The sequence below is a fragment of the Arthrobacter sp. TJ-170 genome (assembly GCF_058269305.1).
Map to the genome: position 1 here is coordinate 109,667 of NZ_JBZCNL010000005.1, position 18,278 is coordinate 127,944.

The 18,278-nt window shown below is 64.5% G+C and carries 12 protein-coding genes; 8 read left to right on the plus strand and 4 right to left on the minus strand.

The features are described 5' to 3' along the window. The first annotated feature begins 17 nt into the window (after positions 1-17). On the plus strand, positions 18-1,532 hold the full coding sequence (gene glpK, locus AC4D1W_RS10880) for a glycerol kinase GlpK (RefSeq protein WP_490891625.1): 1,515 nt from the start codon (positions 18-20) through the stop codon (positions 1,530-1,532). Positions 1,533-1,616: 84 nt separating this feature from the next. Here the strand turns inward: glpK and AC4D1W_RS10885 are convergent, their stop codons facing one another. Beyond that, positions 1,617-5,087, minus strand: coding sequence for a bifunctional proline dehydrogenase/L-glutamate gamma-semialdehyde dehydrogenase (locus AC4D1W_RS10885; RefSeq protein ID WP_490898742.1), 3,471 nt, complete (start codon positions 5,085-5,087; stop codon positions 1,617-1,619). A gap of 364 nt (positions 5,088-5,451) precedes the next feature. Between AC4D1W_RS10885 and leuS the strand changes: the two genes are divergently transcribed. From leuS to holA, 5 genes are all read left to right on the plus strand, one after another. Continuing rightward, entirely contained in the window at positions 5,452-7,950 is a 2,499-nt protein-coding gene (gene leuS, locus AC4D1W_RS10890) for a leucine--tRNA ligase (RefSeq protein ID WP_490898743.1), read from the plus strand. 23 nt (positions 7,951-7,973) lie between these two features. Next, positions 7,974-8,897 (plus strand): DegV family protein, encoded by a 924-nt coding sequence (locus AC4D1W_RS10895; RefSeq protein WP_490898744.1) that lies wholly within the window; start codon positions 7,974-7,976, stop codon positions 8,895-8,897. A gap of 93 nt (positions 8,898-8,990) precedes the next feature. Then, a complete protein-coding gene (locus AC4D1W_RS10900) occupies positions 8,991-9,881 on the plus strand; it encodes a ComEA family DNA-binding protein (RefSeq protein ID WP_490898745.1) in 891 nt (296 codons plus the stop codon). Next, on the plus strand, positions 9,882-12,470 hold the full coding sequence (locus AC4D1W_RS10905; protein ID WP_490898746.1) for a ComEC/Rec2 family competence protein: 2,589 nt from the start codon (positions 9,882-9,884) through the stop codon (positions 12,468-12,470). Between the two features lie 49 nt (positions 12,471-12,519). After that, complete coding sequence (gene holA / locus AC4D1W_RS10910; RefSeq protein WP_490898747.1) at positions 12,520-13,548, plus strand: DNA polymerase III subunit delta; 1,029 nt, start codon at positions 12,520-12,522, stop codon at positions 13,546-13,548. Positions 13,549-13,648: 100 nt separating this feature from the next. Here the strand turns inward: holA and rpsT are convergent, their stop codons facing one another. Continuing rightward, the gene (gene rpsT / locus AC4D1W_RS10915; RefSeq protein ID WP_490891617.1) at positions 13,649-13,912 is read right to left on the minus strand and encodes a 30S ribosomal protein S20; all 264 of its coding nucleotides are present in this window, start codon (positions 13,910-13,912) and stop codon (positions 13,649-13,651) included. A gap of 201 nt (positions 13,913-14,113) precedes the next feature. Continuing rightward, on the minus strand, positions 14,114-14,569 hold the full coding sequence (locus AC4D1W_RS10920) for a type II toxin-antitoxin system PemK/MazF family toxin (RefSeq protein WP_490898748.1): 456 nt from the start codon (positions 14,567-14,569) through the stop codon (positions 14,114-14,116). A 141-nt stretch (positions 14,570-14,710) separates the two neighbouring features. Here AC4D1W_RS10920 and lepA point away from each other — a divergent pair, with 141 nt between their 5' ends. Together lepA and hemW are read left to right on the plus strand one after the other, a co-directional pair. Then, positions 14,711-16,564, plus strand: a complete 1,854-nt coding sequence (lepA, locus tag AC4D1W_RS10925) for a translation elongation factor 4 (RefSeq protein WP_490898749.1) — start codon at positions 14,711-14,713, stop codon at positions 16,562-16,564. 27 nt (positions 16,565-16,591) lie between these two features. After that, complete coding sequence (hemW, locus tag AC4D1W_RS10930) at positions 16,592-17,821, plus strand: radical SAM family heme chaperone HemW (RefSeq protein WP_490898751.1); 1,230 nt, start codon at positions 16,592-16,594, stop codon at positions 17,819-17,821. 4 nt (positions 17,822-17,825) lie between these two features. On the opposite strand, the gene AC4D1W_RS10935 is transcribed toward hemW, so the two are convergent. Next, complete coding sequence (locus AC4D1W_RS10935; RefSeq protein ID WP_490898753.1) at positions 17,826-18,257, minus strand: DUF4870 domain-containing protein; 432 nt, start codon at positions 18,255-18,257, stop codon at positions 17,826-17,828. Between the last annotated feature and the right edge of the window lie 21 nt (positions 18,258-18,278).

An 18,278-nucleotide genomic window follows, 5' to 3' on the forward strand; every position in this document is an offset into this window, starting at 1 on the left:
CTCAAAGAGGAGCAGTAATGCCGCAGTACGTAATCGCCATTGACCAGGGAACCACCTCGAGCCGCGCAATCGTCTTCGACCACCAGGGAAACATCGTTTCCTCCGGGCAGAAGGAGCACGAGCAGATCTTCCCCAAAGCAGGCTGGGTGGAGCACAACCCGCGCGAAATTTGGGACAACACCCGCGAGGTCATCGGCAACGCACTCTCAAAAGCAAACCTGACCCGGCATGACATTGCCGCGGTGGGCATCACAAACCAGCGCGAAACGGCAGTGGTGTGGGACAAAAACACCGGTGAGCCGGTGTACAACGCAATTGTCTGGCAGGACACCCGCACACAGCCGATCGTCGACGAACTGGCAGCCGACGGTGGAGTGGAAAGGTTCAAGCAGACTGTTGGCCTGCCGCTGGCAACCTACTTCTCCGGAACCAAGATCAAGTGGATCCTCGACAACGTGGAAGGCGCCCGGGAGAAGGCTGAAGCCGGCGACCTCGTCTTCGGTAACACCGACTCCTGGGTGATCTGGAACCTCACGGGCGGCACAGACGGCGGCGTGCACATCACCGACGTCACCAACGCTTCCCGCACCCTTTTCATGGATCTCGAGACTCTGAGCTGGGACTCCTCCATCCTGGACACATTCGGCGTACCCGCCTCGATGATGCCCGAGATCAGGTCCTCCTCCGAGGTCTATGGCAAGGTACACAGCTCCCAGCTCCTCCGCGAGGTGCCGGTAGCGGGAATCCTTGGCGACCAGCAGGCTGCGACCTTCGGTCAGGCGGCGTTCGAGAAGGGCGGTGCAAAGAACACCTACGGCACCGGCAACTTCATGATCGTCAATACCGGGGAAGAAATTGTCCATTCCAAGAACGGCCTGCTAACGACCGTCTGCTACAAGCTCGGCGATGCCAAGCCTGTCTACGCGCTCGAAGGCTCAATCGCCGTCACGGGTTCCCTCATCCAGTGGCTACGGGACAACCTCGGCATCATCAAGAGCGCTCCCGAGGTTGAGCAGCTCGCCAAATCCGTTGACGACAACGGCGGGGTCTACATTGTCCCGGCGTTCTCCGGCCTCTTCGCGCCGTACTGGCGTTCGGACGCCCGCGGCGCGATCGTCGGCCTCACACGCTTCGTGAACAAGGGCCACATCGCCCGCGCAGCGCTCGAAGCAACTGCCTTCCAGACCCGCGAAGTGCTCGACGCCGCCAATGCCGATTCCGGTGTCAACATGGAGGACCTCAGGGTCGACGGCGGCATGGTCGCCAATGACGCGCTGATGCAGTTCCAGGCTGACATCCTCGGTATCCCCGTCATCCGGCCGAAAGTCACCGAAACCACCGCGCTGGGCGCCGCCTACGCTGCTGGTCTCGCCGTCGACTTCTGGAAAGACACCGACGAACTGGCCGCCAACTGGTCCGAAGACAAGCGCTGGAATCCAACCATGGACGACGCCGAACGCGACCGCCAGCTGCGTAACTGGAAGAAGGCCGTCACCAAGACCTTCGATTGGGTAGACGAGGACGTCAGCTAAGGCGCAATAGCAGAAAAGAAGGGCGGAGCGGACACTGTCCGCTCCGCCCTTCTTTTCGTCTGGGTACGTGGGGGAGTGCGGCGGCTAGCGCAGTACTTCCCCTGAGACGTTGTCCGGGTTACCGAAACGGTGCGCCGTGATTGTCACTGCCTGCTCACGCAGGAACGGCAGAAGCTCGATCCTGCCCGCCTCCGTAACCGGCCCGCTGTAGATCGACACGTCCGGATCGCCATCAGTTGTCGCACAGAGCTCCGAGTAGCCGCCTCCGATGAGACGCACGCGACCGAGCTTTGCTGAAGGCGCTGCCGCCAGCCACGTGTCGTCGTCCTCCACACGGTGGCTGACATTGTTGGCGGACAGGACCGCTGCGAGGGCCGGTGTCAGCGGCTCCGGCGTCGAAACCGACATGGCCGATCCGCTTCTCATTCCAGCCGCAACCACACGGAGAAAGTCGCTCATGGTTCCGGCTTCATTGAGCCGTACGGTTACCGGCACCGGCAGGTAGCGGAACTCATTCCGCTCGACGCCGAGGGCTGAGACATCCTCATGGGTGCCGAAGGTACGTGCCCAGTGACGCTGGTCGTCCGCAGCAGAGCGTGCGAGGAAGCCCCGATCGCCGTCGGGCACGTCGGCTGCGTGCAGAAGCCGGCGAACGGGTTCGCTCAGCGGAGCATGGACATTCCCCGGGTGCAGTTCCTCGCGCTCCCAGGTGCCGAGGTGGATGAGGTAATTGGGTCCGCCCGCCTTGGCGCCCGGTCCGACGGCCGACCGCTTCCAGCCTCCGAACGGCTGTCGACGAACGATCGCGCCGGTAATCCCACGGTTCACGTACAGGTTCCCTGCCTCGACCGAGTCAAGCCACTGTGACACCTCATCGGGGTTCAGAGTGTGAATGCCGCCGGTCAGACCGTAGGCACTGGCGTTCTGCCACTCGATAGCCTGCTCGAGCGTGTCGGCGTGCATGATCCCGAGCACCGGGCCGAAGAACTCCGTCATATGGAAGTAGCTGCCGGGCTTTACACCGGTGCGTACGCCCGGGCTCCAGAGCCGGCCGGTGTCGTCAAGCTGCCTGGGCTTGACGAGCCAGGACTCCCCGTCGCCGAGCGTAGTGAGGGCATCCTTGAGCTTGCCCTCGGCCGGCTCGATGATCGGGCCCACCTCGGTCTCCGGATCTTCCGGGTAGCCGACCTGCAGGGAAGCCGCGGCGTCGACCAGCTGGTTGCGGAACCTCGCTGATGTACCGGCAGAGCCTACGAGAATCACTAGCGACGCGGCGGAGCACTTCTGGCCGGCATGGCCGAATGCGGACCGGACGACGTCGGCTGCGGCCAGGTCCAGGTCCGAGCTGGGCGTGACGATGAGCGAGTTCTTCCCGCTCGTCTCGGCCAGCAGCGGCAGGTCCTGCCGCCAGGATCTGAAGAGCTTCGCGGTGTCGTACGCGCCCGTAAGGATGACCCGGTCGACGTCGGGATGGGAGATCAGGTGCTGCCCGACCGGTCCCTCAGCGACGTCAGCGAACACGAGGATGTCCCTGGGTACGCCTGCATCCCAAAGCGCCTCCACCATGACTGCCGCGCACCGCTTGGCCTGCGGTGCCGGCTTGAGGATGACGGCGCTGCCGGCAGCCAGCGGGGCGAGCGCAGAACCGGCCGCAATGGCGACGGGGAAGTTCCACGGCGGGGTAGCGACGGTCAACGTCGACGGTACAAAGCGTGCACCTTCGACGGTGTCGAGTTCTTCGGCGAGCAGGGCGTAATAGTTGGCGAAGTCGATCGCCTCCGAGATCTCCGGATCAGACTCGGCCACTGTCTTTCCGGTTTCGCTTGCCGACACCTCCACGAGGTCACCACGTCGGGCGGCGAGTTCCGCGGCGGCGCTGCGCAGCACCTTTGCCCGCTCCGCTCCCGACTTCGAGGCCCAATCGCGCTGGGCGGCGCGTGCGGAACGGATGGCGGCGTCGACGTCGTCGTTGGTTTCAAGCGTGGATGCCTCGACCAGCGCAACGCCGAGGGCGGACGAGGGAACGCGGCTGAGAACGTTGGTGGCCCACTCACGGATCACGGGCAGCGAGGGATCGGAGTCCGACTGGTTCTCGAACTCGCCGGGGCCTGTTGCGGTGAAGCGGTCCGGGGTCTGCGACCGGTTCGGCTCCGGAACAGTGGAATCGAGTTCCGCGAGAGAGGTGAGGAAGCGGTTCTTCTCACGCTCGAAAAGCTCCTCGCTCTTCGTGAGCTCGAAGACTGCGCTCATGAAGTTTTCCTGGCTCGCGTTCTCCTCGAGGCGGCGGATCAGGTAGCTGATGGCGACGTCGAACTGCGCGGGCTTCACCACGGGCGTATAGAGGAGCAGGGAGCCTACCTCCTTGCGGACTTCTGCGGCTTGGTCTTCAGCCATACCCAGCAGCATCTCGAACTCAATCCGGTCCTCGACCCCACGTGCAACCGAGAGGGTGCGCGCCAGGGCGATGTCGAATAGGTTGTGTCCGGCAACGCCGAGCCGAACCGCGTCGGCATTTTCTGGACGCAACGCCCAGTCCAGGCAACGCTTGTAGTTGGTGTCGCTGGCCTGCTTGCTCGGCAGGGTTGCGGGCGCCCAGTGGTGGACGGCCGCGTCCACCAGTTCCATTGCGAGGTTGGCGCCCTTGACGAGTCGAACCTTGATGGCCGACCCTCCGGCGGCACGCCGTTCCTGCGCCCACGCAGTGAGATCCCGGAGAGTGGCGAGTGCGTCCGGCACGTATGCCTGCAGCACAATCCCTGCCTCGAGATTGTGCAGTTCCGGCTTCTCAAGGATGCGCTTGAATACCGCGACCGTGAGGTCGAGGTCGTGGTATTCCTCCATGTCGAGGTTGATGAACTTGGGAGCCGGTGATGAGGCCGCAAGGTGGTACAGCGGAAGCAACCGCTCAACGACCCGCTCAACCGTTCCCTCGAAATCCCACAGATTTAAGGTGCTGACCACGGAGGAGACCTTGATGGAGACGTAGTCGACGTCGTCGCGCGCCAGCAGTTCCCTGGTTCCGTTGAGCCGGGCATCTGCTTCCTTGTCACCCAGGACAGCTTCACCGAGGAGGTTGATGTTCAGCCGGACGCCCTCGCCGCGGAGGGCAGCGATAGACTTGCCGAGCTGAGCCGGACGGGCGTCAACGATGAGGTGGCCGACCATTTCGCGTAGCACGCGCTGCGCGACGGGCACTACGACCCGTGGCAGAACCGGGGCCATGACGCCGCCGAGCCGCACCGCACCCTTCATGTACCAGGGCAGAAACGACGGCGCCTTCCGGGCCAGTTGCGCGAGGTTTCGCGCTGCAACGGCTGGGTCCTCGGGACGAATCACCCTGTCCACGAAACCGATCGTGAAATCCAGGCCGTTCTGATCCTTGAGGACTTCCGCCAGAAGCTGCGCCGACTTCGACCCGCGTGTGGCGCCGGCGCTTACCGCCCGCTCAGCGTTGCCGTCGTGGTCATCCAGATGGAGCCATCGCCGGACGAGGGCAACCGCATCATCGCCGAGGGTCTGCGGCAATGGATCTGCGGTGGGAATGGTCTGTGTCATTGTTTTTCGTCTACCTAACGACGACGGGCCAGGTAACTGCATCGCAGTCCACCTCCTGAGGGTGGCTGGCCGATCAGCCGCGGGCGCATTCCGCCTCGGCATGCTGGGTGCGATAACAGAAATCTGCGCCCAATGGAAATATGGTAACTCTTGCAGCACGCTGCCCATACCAAACTGCGCTAAGGTTGAACCATGTTCGCCCAACTGCTCCTTACCTAGCCGCGCATTTCCGCGCGGCAGCCCCTCCTGTGTCGAGGGGCTTTTGTATGTCCGGGACCTGATTCGGTTTCACAGACACATTCAGGGGAGCAGCGGAGCGAATTTGAAGACGGTCACCAGTGATCAACAGACAGGGCAAGAAACAGTGAGTATCAATCCCACGACCGAAGAGTCGGACGCCGGCGCGTACAGTTTCGCGGATATCGAAGCGAAATGGCCCTCGGTGTGGGAGAAGCTCGACACCTTCACCCCGGTTGACGACGGGAGCAGGGAACGCCGCTACGTTCTCGACATGTTCCCCTATCCTTCCGGCGACCTCCACATGGGACACGCGGAAGCTTTTGCCATGGGAGACGTCGTCGCCCGTTACTGGCGTCAGCTGGGCTACGACGTCCTGCACCCGATCGGCTGGGACTCCTTCGGGCTGCCCGCCGAGAACGCGGCGATCAAGCACAACGCGCACCCCAGCGAGTGGACCTACGCGAACATCGACACGCAGGCAGCGTCCTTCAAGCGCTACGCCATCAGTGCTGACTGGTCCCGCCGGGTTCACACCTCGGACCCCGAGTACTACCGGTGGACACAGTGGCTTTTCCTGCGGTTCTTCGAGAAGGGTCTCGCGTACCGCAAGGACCACCCGGTGAACTGGTGCCCCAGGGACCAGACGGTGCTCGCCAACGAGCAGGTGGTGAACGGTGCCTGTGAGCGGTGCGGGAGCCCGGTCACCAAGAAGAGCCTCAACCAGTGGTACTTCCGCATCACTGACTACGCCGACCGGCTGCTCGAGGACATGGGGCCCCTGACGGGACACTGGCCGGACCGGGTGCTGGCAATGCAGCGGAACTGGATCGGCCGCTCTGAAGGTGCCCACGTGACCTTCACCATCGAAGCCGACGGCGACCTGCCGGCGACCGACGTCACCGTCTTCACCACCCGGCCGGACACCCTGCACGGCGCCACCTTCTTCGTTGTTGCCGCCGACGCACAGCTGGCCGCTGACCTCGCCACCCCCGAGCATGCTTCCGCCCTCGCCGAATACCGGGAGAGCGTGAATGCGCTCAGCGATATCGAGCGCCAGTCCACCGAACGGGAGAAGACCGGCGTCTTCACCGGGCGCTACGCCGTGAATCCCCTCAACGGCGAGAAGCTGCCCGTCTGGGCGGCAGATTATGTACTCGCGGACTACGGTACGGGCGCCATCATGGCCGTTCCCGCCCATGACCAGCGGGACCTCGACTTCGCGCGTGCCTTCGACCTGCCCGTCCGCATGGTGGTGGACACAGGCGAAGAGGACCCGGCGGTCACGGGCATGGCGACCACCGGCGAGGGGACGCTGGTCAACTCCGACGAGCTGAACGGGCTCGGCAAGGAGGCAGCCATCCAGCGCGCGATCGAACTCGTCGCGGCCCAGGGCACAGGCGAGCGCACAGTGAACTACCGGCTGCGGGACTGGCTGTTGTCCCGGCAGCGCTTCTGGGGCACGCCCATCCCGATCATTCACTGCCCGGCATGCGGTGAGGTTCCGGTTCCTGATGAGCAGCTGCCGGTGCGCCTCCCCAGCAACCTTCGCGGGGAAGACCTGGCACCCAAGGGAACGTCACCGCTGGCCGCTGCGACGGACTGGGTCAACGTGCAGTGCCCGCAGTGCTCAGGACCCGCCACACGGGATACCGACACGATGGACACATTCGTCGACTCGTCCTGGTACTACCTCCGATTCGTCGACCCGCAGTCCACGGACGCGCCGTTCGACTCCGGGAAGGTCAACCAGTGGTTGCCGGTCGGCCAGTACGTCGGCGGTGTGGAGCACGCCATCCTGCACCTGCTCTACAGCCGGTTCTTCACCAAGGTCCTGTTCGATCTGGGCCTGGTCAACTTCACGGAGCCGTTCTCGGCGTTGCTCAACCAGGGCCAGGTCCTCAACGGCGGCAAGGCCATGAGCAAATCGCTGGGCAACGGCGTCAACCTGGGCGAACAGCTCGACCGTTACGGCGTCGATGCAATCCGGCTGACCATGGTGTTTGCCTCCCCACCGGAAGATGACGTCGACTGGGCCGATGTATCGCCGTCGGGTTCGGCCAAGTTCCTCGCCCGTGCCTGGCGCCTCGGTGCCGACGTAACGTCCGAACCGGGCGCTGATCCAGAGTCGGGGGACCGGGCGCTGCGTTCGGTTACGCACCGGACCGTGGCAGATGCCGCAGACCTGCTGAAGAACAACAAGTTCAACGTCGTGGTCGCGAAGGTCATGGAACTGGTGAACGCTACCCGCAAGGCGATCGACTCGGGAGTTGGAGGCGCGGATCCGGCTGTCCGTGAGGCAGCGGAGACCACCGCCATCATCCTGAGTCTCTTTGCGCCGTACACCGCAGAGGATCTGTGGGAACGGCTCGGTCACCCCGCCTCGGTGGCGGCGGCCGGCTGGCCCGCTGTGGATGAGTCGCTGCTGGTTCAGGACACGGTCACGGCCATTGTGCAGGTACAGGGTAAGGTGCGCGACCGCCTCGAAGTACCGGCCGACATCACCGAAGATGCCCTGCGTGAGCTGGCACTCGGAACCGCGCAGGTGCAGCGGACGCTGGCGGGCAGGGACATCCGGACGGTCATCGTCCGGGCGCCGAAACTGGTGAACATCGTTCCGGCCTGATCGGTCGGGGAGAGAATCTCACCGTGGCCTGGTTTGATCGCCGAGCGAGCCGCACCATCGTCGGGACAGGACCAACGCCTGAACCGACGACGGCGGTCGTCACGGATTCCGCTGCCGCCTTCCCTCCTGCGTGGATAACCGGGTCTGGTCCTGCCGCGGGCGTCACCATTGTCCCCATGCCGGTGATCATCTCTGACCGCCATTACGGCGAGGGCGCGGATAACCTGCTGGAGCCGCTGTCGGTAGCGCTGGCCGAGGGGTCGGAAGTGCGAACGTCGCGCCCGTCGCCGGGTCACTTCCAGAGCGTGTATAGGCGCCTGGAGCGGGAGGGGGCGAACGAGATCGTCTCCATCCACCTCTCCGGGAAACTATCCGGAACGGTTGAGGCCGCACGTTGGGCAGCGCGTACAGTGTCCGTGCCTGTTCACGTGGTCGATAGCAGGACCGTTGGAATGGCGCAGGGGTGCGGGGTCGCCGCAGCGGTCCTCGCGCTGCAGGACGGAGCCACCGCATTAGAGGCAGCCGACCGCGCCGCAGCTACATTCGCGCGGACAAGCCTGTTGTTCTATGTTCCGAGCCTTGAGCAATTGCGCCGGGGCGGCCGGATAGGCGCGACGGCGGGGTTCTTCGGGAACCTGCTCGCGGTAAAACCGCTTCTGACCGTCAGGAACGGAGCAATCGAGCCCCTGGAGAAGGTGCGCACCGCCGTGCGAGCCAGGCAGCGCCTCGACGAACTGGTGAGCGAAGACCTTCAGCGCCGGCCGCGCGGCAGCATTGCGGCGTTCCATTATTTTGGCAACCGGGCGGACGCGGAAGCCGCAGCCTCCCGTGTGCCTGAGGATGCCGATGCCGTGCTGACGCAGCTGCCGGCCGTTCTCGCCGCCCACACCGGGCTGGGCGTTCTGGCGGTCGCTATCTCCGATCCGTTGATACCGACGCCCGCCTGATCTTTCGCTCCACATTCGCAGGGATGAATGCGGATTGTGCACATAAGGACCGGGTGCGGCCGCCAGGGAAGGTTGCGTCCCTATGCTGATCCCATGGCAAGGCACCGCTGGGCGACGGGGGAGCGCACCTCGGCCCCGGACCGGCTGGAGCGTGTCCTCCAACTCAGTCGCGCGCCGGATTCGGACGCCGAACGGGACTGGGGAGAGATTCACAACGGTGAGGACCGCGCGTATGACGAAGGTCCTTTTGATCCCATCCATCCTCCCGCACACGGCGCCGGTCCCGAGGATAGCCAACGTCGGCGTGCCGGCAGACGCTGGGTAGCTACGCGCCGTGCGGCGCTGCTGGCTGCGGGCTGCGCCCTCGCGGTCGGAGGCTGGCAATTTGTCAACGCCGACCGTGGATCCACTGAAGTAGTTCCGATCGGCCCGCCCTCGGCGACCGGCGCGCCGGCCGGCGCGGACCCTTCCGCTGAAGCTGCTCCACCTGCGGAAGGGGAGCAGGCAGTTCCCCAGCCGGGCGAGGGCGAGGGGGCGGATGATGCAGACGCAGGGACCGTCGTCGTACATGTTGCTGGGGCGGTGCAGGCACCCGGCGTCGTAGAGGCGGCTGCCGGGTCACGGGTCTTCGAGGTGTTGGAGAAGGCCGGAGGGGCGCTGCCGGACGCGGAGCTCGCTGCTGTCAACCTCGCTGCCGTAGTTCAAGATGGGCAGCAGATCGTCATTCCCCGCGTCGGAGAACCGGTACCGCCGGTTGATGCTGCCCCAGCGCCGGACTCCGCGACCGGGAGCGGACTCACGAATCTCAACACCGCCGATGTCACCGAGCTGGAGGAGCTCCCCAGGGTAGGGCCGGTCCTGGCCGAGCGCATTGTGGAGTGGCGCGCCCAGCACGGCCCCTTCGCGCAGCCGGAAGACCTTGACGCCGTGCCCGGAATAGGTCCGGCGATGCTCGAATCCTTGCTGCCGCTGGTGACGGTCTGAATGGGACGCACCGAGTCAGCGCCGTGGGAGCGCTTCGTCCATTCCGCAGCCCGCACGCAGGCACACACCCTGCACGCCGGGGCGGCACAGCAGGGACGGGAGAGCGGACGACGGACTGGACGGGCTGCCCAGGGGCGGACAAAGCCAGTCGAAGCCAGGCAGAGTCCCGCGCGGGACCTCCGGCTTCTTCCGGCGGCGGCTGCTGCGTGGGGCACTGCGGCGCTCGCGATCCGGCTGGACGCACAGGGTGCGCTGCTGCTCGGCAGCCTGCTTGTGCTGGGCACCCTGTGCTGCGCCGCCCTCGCTGTAGTGAGCAGGAGAAAGAACCCGGCAGCGCAGGTGTTACTCCTTGCTCTCGCTGTGGCAGCCATGGTGTGCGTTCCCGCAGCCGCGCACCTGGAACAGCGCTACTCTCCCTCACTGAGCGCCGCCATCTCAGCCCAGGCACAGGTCACGGCCACACTTCGGGCTACCGCGGATCCGCGGGAAGCCTCAACCGCCGGTCCGGACGGGGCTCCACGATGGCTCCTTGAAGCGGAGCTTCTCGATGGGACCTTCAACGGATCGCGATTTACCTCAAGCACGCCGGTTGTGGTGCTTGGCGGGCCGGAGTGGAGCTCCATCACTCACGGGGACGTCGTGCGGACGGCAGGGAAGCCGCTGGCCACAGATCCGGGCGATCGTGCGGAAGCACTGCTGATCGCGACGAGAGGCCCTGCACGGCTCGAGGAGCAGCCCGCGGCAGGATCACCAATTGAGCGTTTAAGGCAGCAATTCCTGTCTCTATCCTCTTCCACTGGTGTACCTGACGATGGTCTGATGCCGGGCATGGTCATCGGCGCCCGATCCTCGGTGAGCCAGGACCTCGTGGAGACGATGAAGGCAACCGGCCTGACTCATCTCACGGCGGTATCGGGGGCCAACTGCAGTTACGTGCTCGCTTTCGTCTTTGTCCTCTGCAGGGGATGCAGGCTTCCACAGTGGGCCGCCGCCGTCGCCGGTATTGCAGCTCTTGTGGGGTTCGTCCTGCTCGTCCGGCCGGAGCCCAGTGTCCTCCGGGCCGCCGTCATGGGCGCGATCGGTGTGCTCGCCGTTCTCAGCGGACGCGGCCGGCTTTCCATGACACTGCTGTTCCTTTCCATTGCTGCCCTGCTGGCCGTGGACCCCTGGCTGAGCGTCGAATACGCGTTCATCCTGTCCGTTGCCGCCACCTGCGGGTTGGTGCTTGTCGGTCCGCTCATTGCGGTGCATTTGGCGGTATGGCTACCGACGTGGGCAGCGCAGCTGGTTGCCGTTCCACTCTCAGCCCAACTCTTCTGTTCTCCGGTGCTGGCGCTCATTCAGCCGAGCTTGCCGACGTACTCGCTGCCTGCGAACATCGCGGCCTCACCGCTGGTTCCCTTCATCACCATCACCGGGATGGTGTCGGTTGTACTCGTGGCACTGGCGCCATGGGCAGCTATGCCTTTTGCAGTCGGGGCAGGATGGGTGGCAGCGGGTGTCGCCCAAATCGCTCGATTCTTCGCCTCCGCCCCGTTTGCGGCGATACCCTGGCCGGCCGGAATTGGGGGCGTGGCCCTGACAACGCTGGCAAGCGCCGTCGTGCTGGCGGCTGTGGCGCAGGGCTCGGAGGTTGTTGCCGGAACGCGGGCTGTACTCATCAGAGCACGTCAGGCGGTTGCCAGTGAATGCGCCGGGCGGCCAGGAACGGTCACGTCCCGCCCGGTGATGCGTTCCGCGGTCTGGGTAGCGGGGGGCTGCATCCTCGGTGTCGCCGCCCTTTGGGTGTGGAACGGCGCCTACGGTCATCAAACCGAGGACTGGACGGTCGTCGCGTGCGACGTTGGCCAGGGAGATGGGCTTGCCGTCAGGACCGGTCCGCGCAGCGCCATGGTGTTCGACGCCGGACCTGAAGCCGCACTGATGGATGCCTGTCTCGACCGTCTGGGTGTGGATACGGTCGACGTGCTTGTATTGACCCACCTCCATGAGGACCACTACGGCGGAATTGCGGGGGTGTTCCAGGACCGCTCGGTTAACCGCCTGCTTTACTCAACGGCCGAGGAGTCCTTGCCTTCCATCGTGTCCGAGGTGACAGCCCGCGTCGGCATCACGGGCGAACAGGTAAGCGCCGGGGTTACAGGGAGCGTTGGCAACGTTGACTGGACCGTCCTGTGGCCCAAGCCTGGACCCGTCATGACCTCCGAGAATGATGCCTCCGCCGTTGTGCTCGTGACGGCGGCCGGAGACCGGGGAAGCCCCGGTCTCGACATACTGTTCACCGGTGATCTCGAGGAAGATGCCGCCCGCCGCTTCCTGGCCGGCCATGCCAAGCTCACTAACGTTGGGGTGGACGTCCTGAAGGTGGCGCACCATGGCGCCCGCAATGGTGGAGCGAGCATGATCGATGCATTCGCCCCGCAACTGGCGCTCATATCCGTCGGTAGCGGGAACGACTATGGCCACCCGCATCCCGAAACACTCGACGCGCTCGAGGCGGCGGGTGTGCAAGTTCTCCGTACAGACCTGAGCGGAACCATCCTGCTTTCCCTGGAGGGCAATGCCGTGCAGATCAAGGCCACGCGCTGAGCTTGGATGCTCCGCACGCCCATGGCAAAGTTGAGCCAGCCCATTCCTCATGATCAGGAGCCCGTCTGTGTCCCCAAGCCCTGCAATTTCGGTTGCTACAAGCTGGCGCGAGGTTGCCCCGGCACCTGTCATCCTGCTGCTCGGTCCGGAAGAGTACCTCGCCTCCCGCGGCTTCGAATCCGTTCGGCGGCGCATGCGGGAAGCTGAGCCCGACGCCGAGACAGTCCGTCTGGACGCCGCGCAGTATGAGGCCGGATCACTGATTGTGCTGGGCAGTCCGTCGCTCTTCGGGGGCACGCAGATCATCGAAGCCCGAGGGCTTGCCCAGATGAATGATGCGTTTCTGCAGGACGCGCTGGATTACATCACAGATCCCGCCCCGGATGTGGTGCTCGTCATGCACCATGCCGGTGGTACCCGCGGCAAGAAGCTGCTCGATGCACTGAAGGCAGGAAAGGCGGTCCTGGTCGAGTGCCAGCCCCTGAAGAAGGACTCCGACAAGGCTGAATTCGTTGCCGCGGAGTTCCGTTCCGCACGGCGCCGCATCGAGCCTGAGGCAGTGCGCGCACTCGTCGCCGCGGTGGGGTCCAGCCTCTCCGAACTGGCGGCCTCCTGCCATCAACTCGCCTCGGATGCGGACGGAGTGATTTCCGCAGAAACGGTGGAGAAATACTATGGCGGCCGGATCGAGGCAACGGGTTTCAAAGTGGCTGACGCCGCCTTGGCCGGCCGCGGCGGACAGGCGCTCGCCATGCTTCGCCATGCGCTCTCGACCGGTGCCGACCCCGTGCCGCTGGTTGCGGCACTGGCCATGAAGCTCCGCGCCGTCGCGAAGATTTATGGAGTCAGGGGCAGTTCTGCCCAGCTGGCCAAGGAGTTAGGCATGGCACCTTGGCAGGTGGACCAGGCGCGGCGCGAAGCCCAACGGTGGACTCCCGAGGGTCTCAACCATTGCATTCAGGTCCTCGCGGAAGCTGATGCCCAGGTCAAGGGTGAGGCGAAGGATCCAATCTACGCGGTGGAGCGCGCAGTCACGGCCATAGCACTGGGTGGATCCGCAACGGGCGGATCCCGCTGATGGAGTTAGCCGCGGCCTGACAGCTGAATCGGCGACACAGGTTAAACAGCTGTGGCCGGCCCCTGGGGGCCGGCCACAGCACGCTGAAACTGAAGGGCAATCAGCCGAGGTTGTTAACCCTCTTGGCGATTCCCGACTTGCGGTTGGCTGCATTGTTCTTGTGCAGAACACCCTTGCTTACGGCCTTGTCCAACTTGCGGCCGGCAACGGCGAGCGCAGCCACCGCTGCATCCTTGTCGGAGGACTCGACAGCGGTGTTGACGGCGCGGATGGCCGTCTTCAGCTCGGACTTGACCGAGTTGTTGCGCTGACGCGCCTTCTCGTTGGTGAGAATGCGCTTCTTCTGGGACTTGATATTTGCCACGTATAAGACTCTCTTTGTATTGCGGACTGGTCGTGAGGGATTTTCGGTGCGGCCAGAGACTGAGCGGCGTGGGGATACCGTGGCGACCGAGCCGAAGTGCCCGTCGACCTGCGCGGACACACAGCTATATAGGCTACCAGAACTCGAGGGCCCTCGCTTCCAGAGCCCTGGTCGGCGATTCGCGAACGGCGGTTGACAGTCTTACTGTCCGGACGCGCGTTCCAGCCGGTACATGACGTTATCGAAGAGTTGACGGTCAAGGGTGGCGCCGATGCGCCGTACGTCCCGCGGGTTGATCGTGAGTAGACGGTCCAGGTAGACCTCGCTGGGCCTGCCCTGCTTGTCCCACGCGCCGCTCCCGATATCAACGTATCCATCATGTTGGTACTCGGCGTTGTTTCGGTCCCGAGAGGTGAGCATGAGAGCGAGGAGAGCACCGCCGTCGCGCCCGATGATCAGAACGGGCCGGTCCTTACCCTGGCTCGGGTCTTCCTCGTACGGCACCCACGTCCAGACGATCTCCCCGGGATCGGCGGTGTTCCCGGGCTGCGGGTTATAGCGGCCCTGAGGAGCGCTGCGGGCTCGGCGCGGACGGGTGGCGATCGACTTCAATGCCGATGCAGCAAAACGGAACAGTGACTGCCCGAGGGATGACATGGGGCCAGCGTACCCGCCAGATTGCAGGCTCGAGACGTCCCCATGGGAGAATGGGATCTGCACATTTCCGCGCGGTCTGCGGCGCCGGCGTCGTCGTTCTCCCGCGGACATCCCGAAGTCCCACAAAGTAAGAGGTACCGAGTGTCACCCATGGCCCGCACCGCTCCGGTGCCCTCCGCCACGGATCCCGCGATCATCAGGAACTTCTGCATCATCGCCCATATCGACCATGGCAAATCCACACTGGCCGACCGCATGCTCCAACTCACCGGCGTGGTGGAGCAGCGGGACATGAAGGCCCAGTACCTGGACCGCATGGATATCGAGCGTGAACGCGGGATCACCATCAAGTCACAGGCCGTGAGACTCCCTTGGGAACTTGACGGCGTGAGCCACGCCCTCAACATGATCGACACTCCAGGCCACGTGGACTTCACCTATGAGGTGTCACGATCGCTGGCCGCGTGCGAGGGGGCAATCCTCCTGGTGGATGCCGCACAGGGGATCGAGGCGCAAACCCTGGCCAACCTCTACCTCGCGATGGAAAACGATCTCACGATCATTCCCGTGCTGAACAAGATTGACCTGCCGGCGGCCCAGCCCGAGAAGTACGCGGCAGAGCTGGCGAACCTGATCGGCGGCAAGCCCGAGGACGTTCTGCTGGTTTCAGGAAAGACCGGCGTCGGAGTCGAAGCGCTGCTGGACAAGATTGTCCGTGACCTGCCCCCGCCCGTGGGCGACGCTGATGCACCGGCCCGGGCCATGATCTTCGACTCGGTTTACGACACCTACCGTGGCGTCGTGACGTATGTCCGGGTGGTCGACGGACACCTGAGCCCGCGTGAACGCATCCAGATGATGTCGACGCGTGCCAGCCATGAGCTCCTCGAGATCGGTGTCAGTTCACCGGAGCCCACGCCGTCCAAGGGACTGGGGGTTGGCGAAGTGGGCTACCTCATCACCGGGGTCAAGGACGTCCGCCAGTCCAAGGTCGGGGACACCGTCACCAACCTGGCCAAGCCTGCAGCCGCGTCCCTAAGCGGTTATGCGGATCCAAAACCGATGGTCTTCTCCGGTCTTTACCCTCTGGACGGCGCTGACTATCCGGTGCTTCGTGATGCGCTGGAAAAGCTCATGCTCAACGATGCCGCCCTCGTGTATGAGCCGGAGACCTCCGCCGCGCTGGGATTCGGTTTCCGCGTGGGGTTCCTCGGTCTGCTCCACCTGGAGATCACCCGCGAACGCCTGGAACGGGAATACAACCTGAGCCTCATTTCCACTGCACCCAACGTCGAGTATGAAGTGACGCTCGAGGACAAGAACATCGTCCACGTCACCAATCCCAGCGAGTACCCCGTCGGCAAGATCGCGGAGGTCCGCGAACCGATGGTTTCTGCGACAATCCTCGCGCCCAACGAGTTCGTCGGCACCATCATGGAGCTGTGCCAGAGCAGGCGCGGCGTCATGGGCGGAATGGACTACCTGTCGGAGGATCGGGTGGAGATACGTTACCGGCTCCCGCTTGCCGAGATCGTCTTCGACTTCTTCGACATGCTCAAATCCAGGACCCGCGGGTATGCCTCGCTGGACTGGAAGGCCGACGGCGATCAGGTAGCTGATCTGGTCAAGGTCGACATCATGCTCCAGGGAGAGCAGGTTGATGCCTTCTCCGCCATTACGCACCGTGACAAGGCCTATTCCTATGGCGTCATGATGACCGGAAAGCTGCGCGAACTGATTCCACGGCAGCAGTTCGAGGTCCCCATTCAGGCCGCGATCGGCGCGCGCATCATCGCGAGGGAAAACATCCGGGCCATCCGCAAGGACGTTCTGGCCAAGTGCTACGGCGGTGACATCACCCGGAAGCGCAAGCTTCTGGAAAAGCAGAAGGAAGGCAAGAAGCGCATGAAGATGGTGGGCCGTGTGGAGGTTCCCCAGGAAGCGTTCATCGCAGCGTTGTCGTCGGACGAGTCGAAGGACAAAGCCAAGAAGTGACTGCAGTACTCCGCCGGGAGGGCAACCATGCCTAGCGCACTGCCGCTCGGAGACCCGGCTCCGTCCGACGGCGTGTTGCCTCCGGCGGCGGCGGCCGGTGCGATCGATCGTGACTTCGGGCTGTACGTGCACATACCCTTCTGCGCTGTCCGCTGCGGTTACTGCGATTTCAACACGTACACAGCGGCCGAGCTTGGCGGGGGAGCGTCGCAGGCCAACTATGCGCTCTCTGTTCAGCGGGAACTCAACTTCGCTGCCGGGGTGTTGACCGCTTCCGGCGTTGCCGAGCGTCCGCTGAGTACGGTGTTCTTCGGTGGAGGAACGCCCACGCTCCTGCCGTCGCAGGAACTGGCGCAGGTGCTGCAGACCGCGAAGGACGTTTGGGGCCTGGCACCCGGAGCCGAGGTGACTACGGAAGCAAATCCCGACTCGGTAACTCCCGAATCGCTCGAGGAATTGGCCCGTGCGGGTTTCACCCGGGTGTCCTTCGGCATGCAGTCCGCGGTGCCGCACGTGCTGGCCGTACTGGATCGGACCCACTCACCGGCGAGGGTGCCCCTTGCGGTCGAGTGGGCGCGCGCTGCCGGATTGAAGGTAAGCCTTGATCTGATCTATGGCACGCCCGGTGAGGAGCTCCAGGACTGGCAGACCTCCCTCGAAGCCGCGCTTGCCCTCGAGCCGGATCATCTGTCCGCATACGCTCTCATCATTGAGGACGGCACTGCGCTGGCGAGGCGGATGCGGCGCGGTGAGGTTCCAATGGTCGACGACGACGACCACGCCGACAAGTACGAACTTGCCGAAAAGATGCTCCAGTCAGCTGGAATGTCCTGGTATGAGGTGAGCAACTGGGCGCGTACCGAAGGGGATCAGTGCCGCCACAATATTGCCTACTGGAAAGGGCATGACTGGTGGGGTGCCGGTCCGGGGGCCCATTCTCATGTAGGCGGAACGCGCTGGTGGAACGTAAAGCATCCATCTGCCTACGCCCAGCGTCTGGGCTCGGACGCTTCACCCGCTGCGGGCAGGGAGATACTGGACGACAACGCCCGCTATGTCGAGGATGTCCTCCTGCGCAGCAGGCTTGCCGAGGGGTATCCAACCACCGCACTGCAGCCGGAGGGACGCCGTGCGGTCGCCGGACTGATTGCCGACGGACTGATCGAGCCCAGCGCGGCATTCAAGGGGACTGTGCGCCTGAGCGGGCGGGGGCGGCTGCTTGCTGACGCCGTCGTTCGCCGCCTCCTGCCCGACTGATCTTCTAGTGGAAGATCCGCAGGTTGAACGGGTAGCGATACGGCCGGCCGCGGTTCACGTGGATTCCTGCCGCAACTGCGAACCCGGCGAGGGTCACCCAGATGAGGGCATTGAGGACTGCGAAAATCCCGCCGATTCCGGGTAGCAGGGACAACAGCAGGCAGACCGCGGCAGCGATGCTCGGGGGGAAGGTGAAGTTGAACGCTTCCTTCGATTCCTGCTCCGTGAAGGGCCCGCGGTCCCGGTAGATCAGGAAAATGATCAGCGATGGGACGAAGCCCAGGATGCCGAGGAAATGGGCGAGCGTTGCCCACTGCCGGTCCTCCGCCGGAGTCAGCGGTGGAGCGCTGGGACTGGCACCCTGGAATGCGGGGACATTGTCCGGGGGTGCAGGGCGTGACGACGCGTCACTGTGCCGGTCTGCGCTGTTAGACAACGAAACTTCCTTCAAACTGGA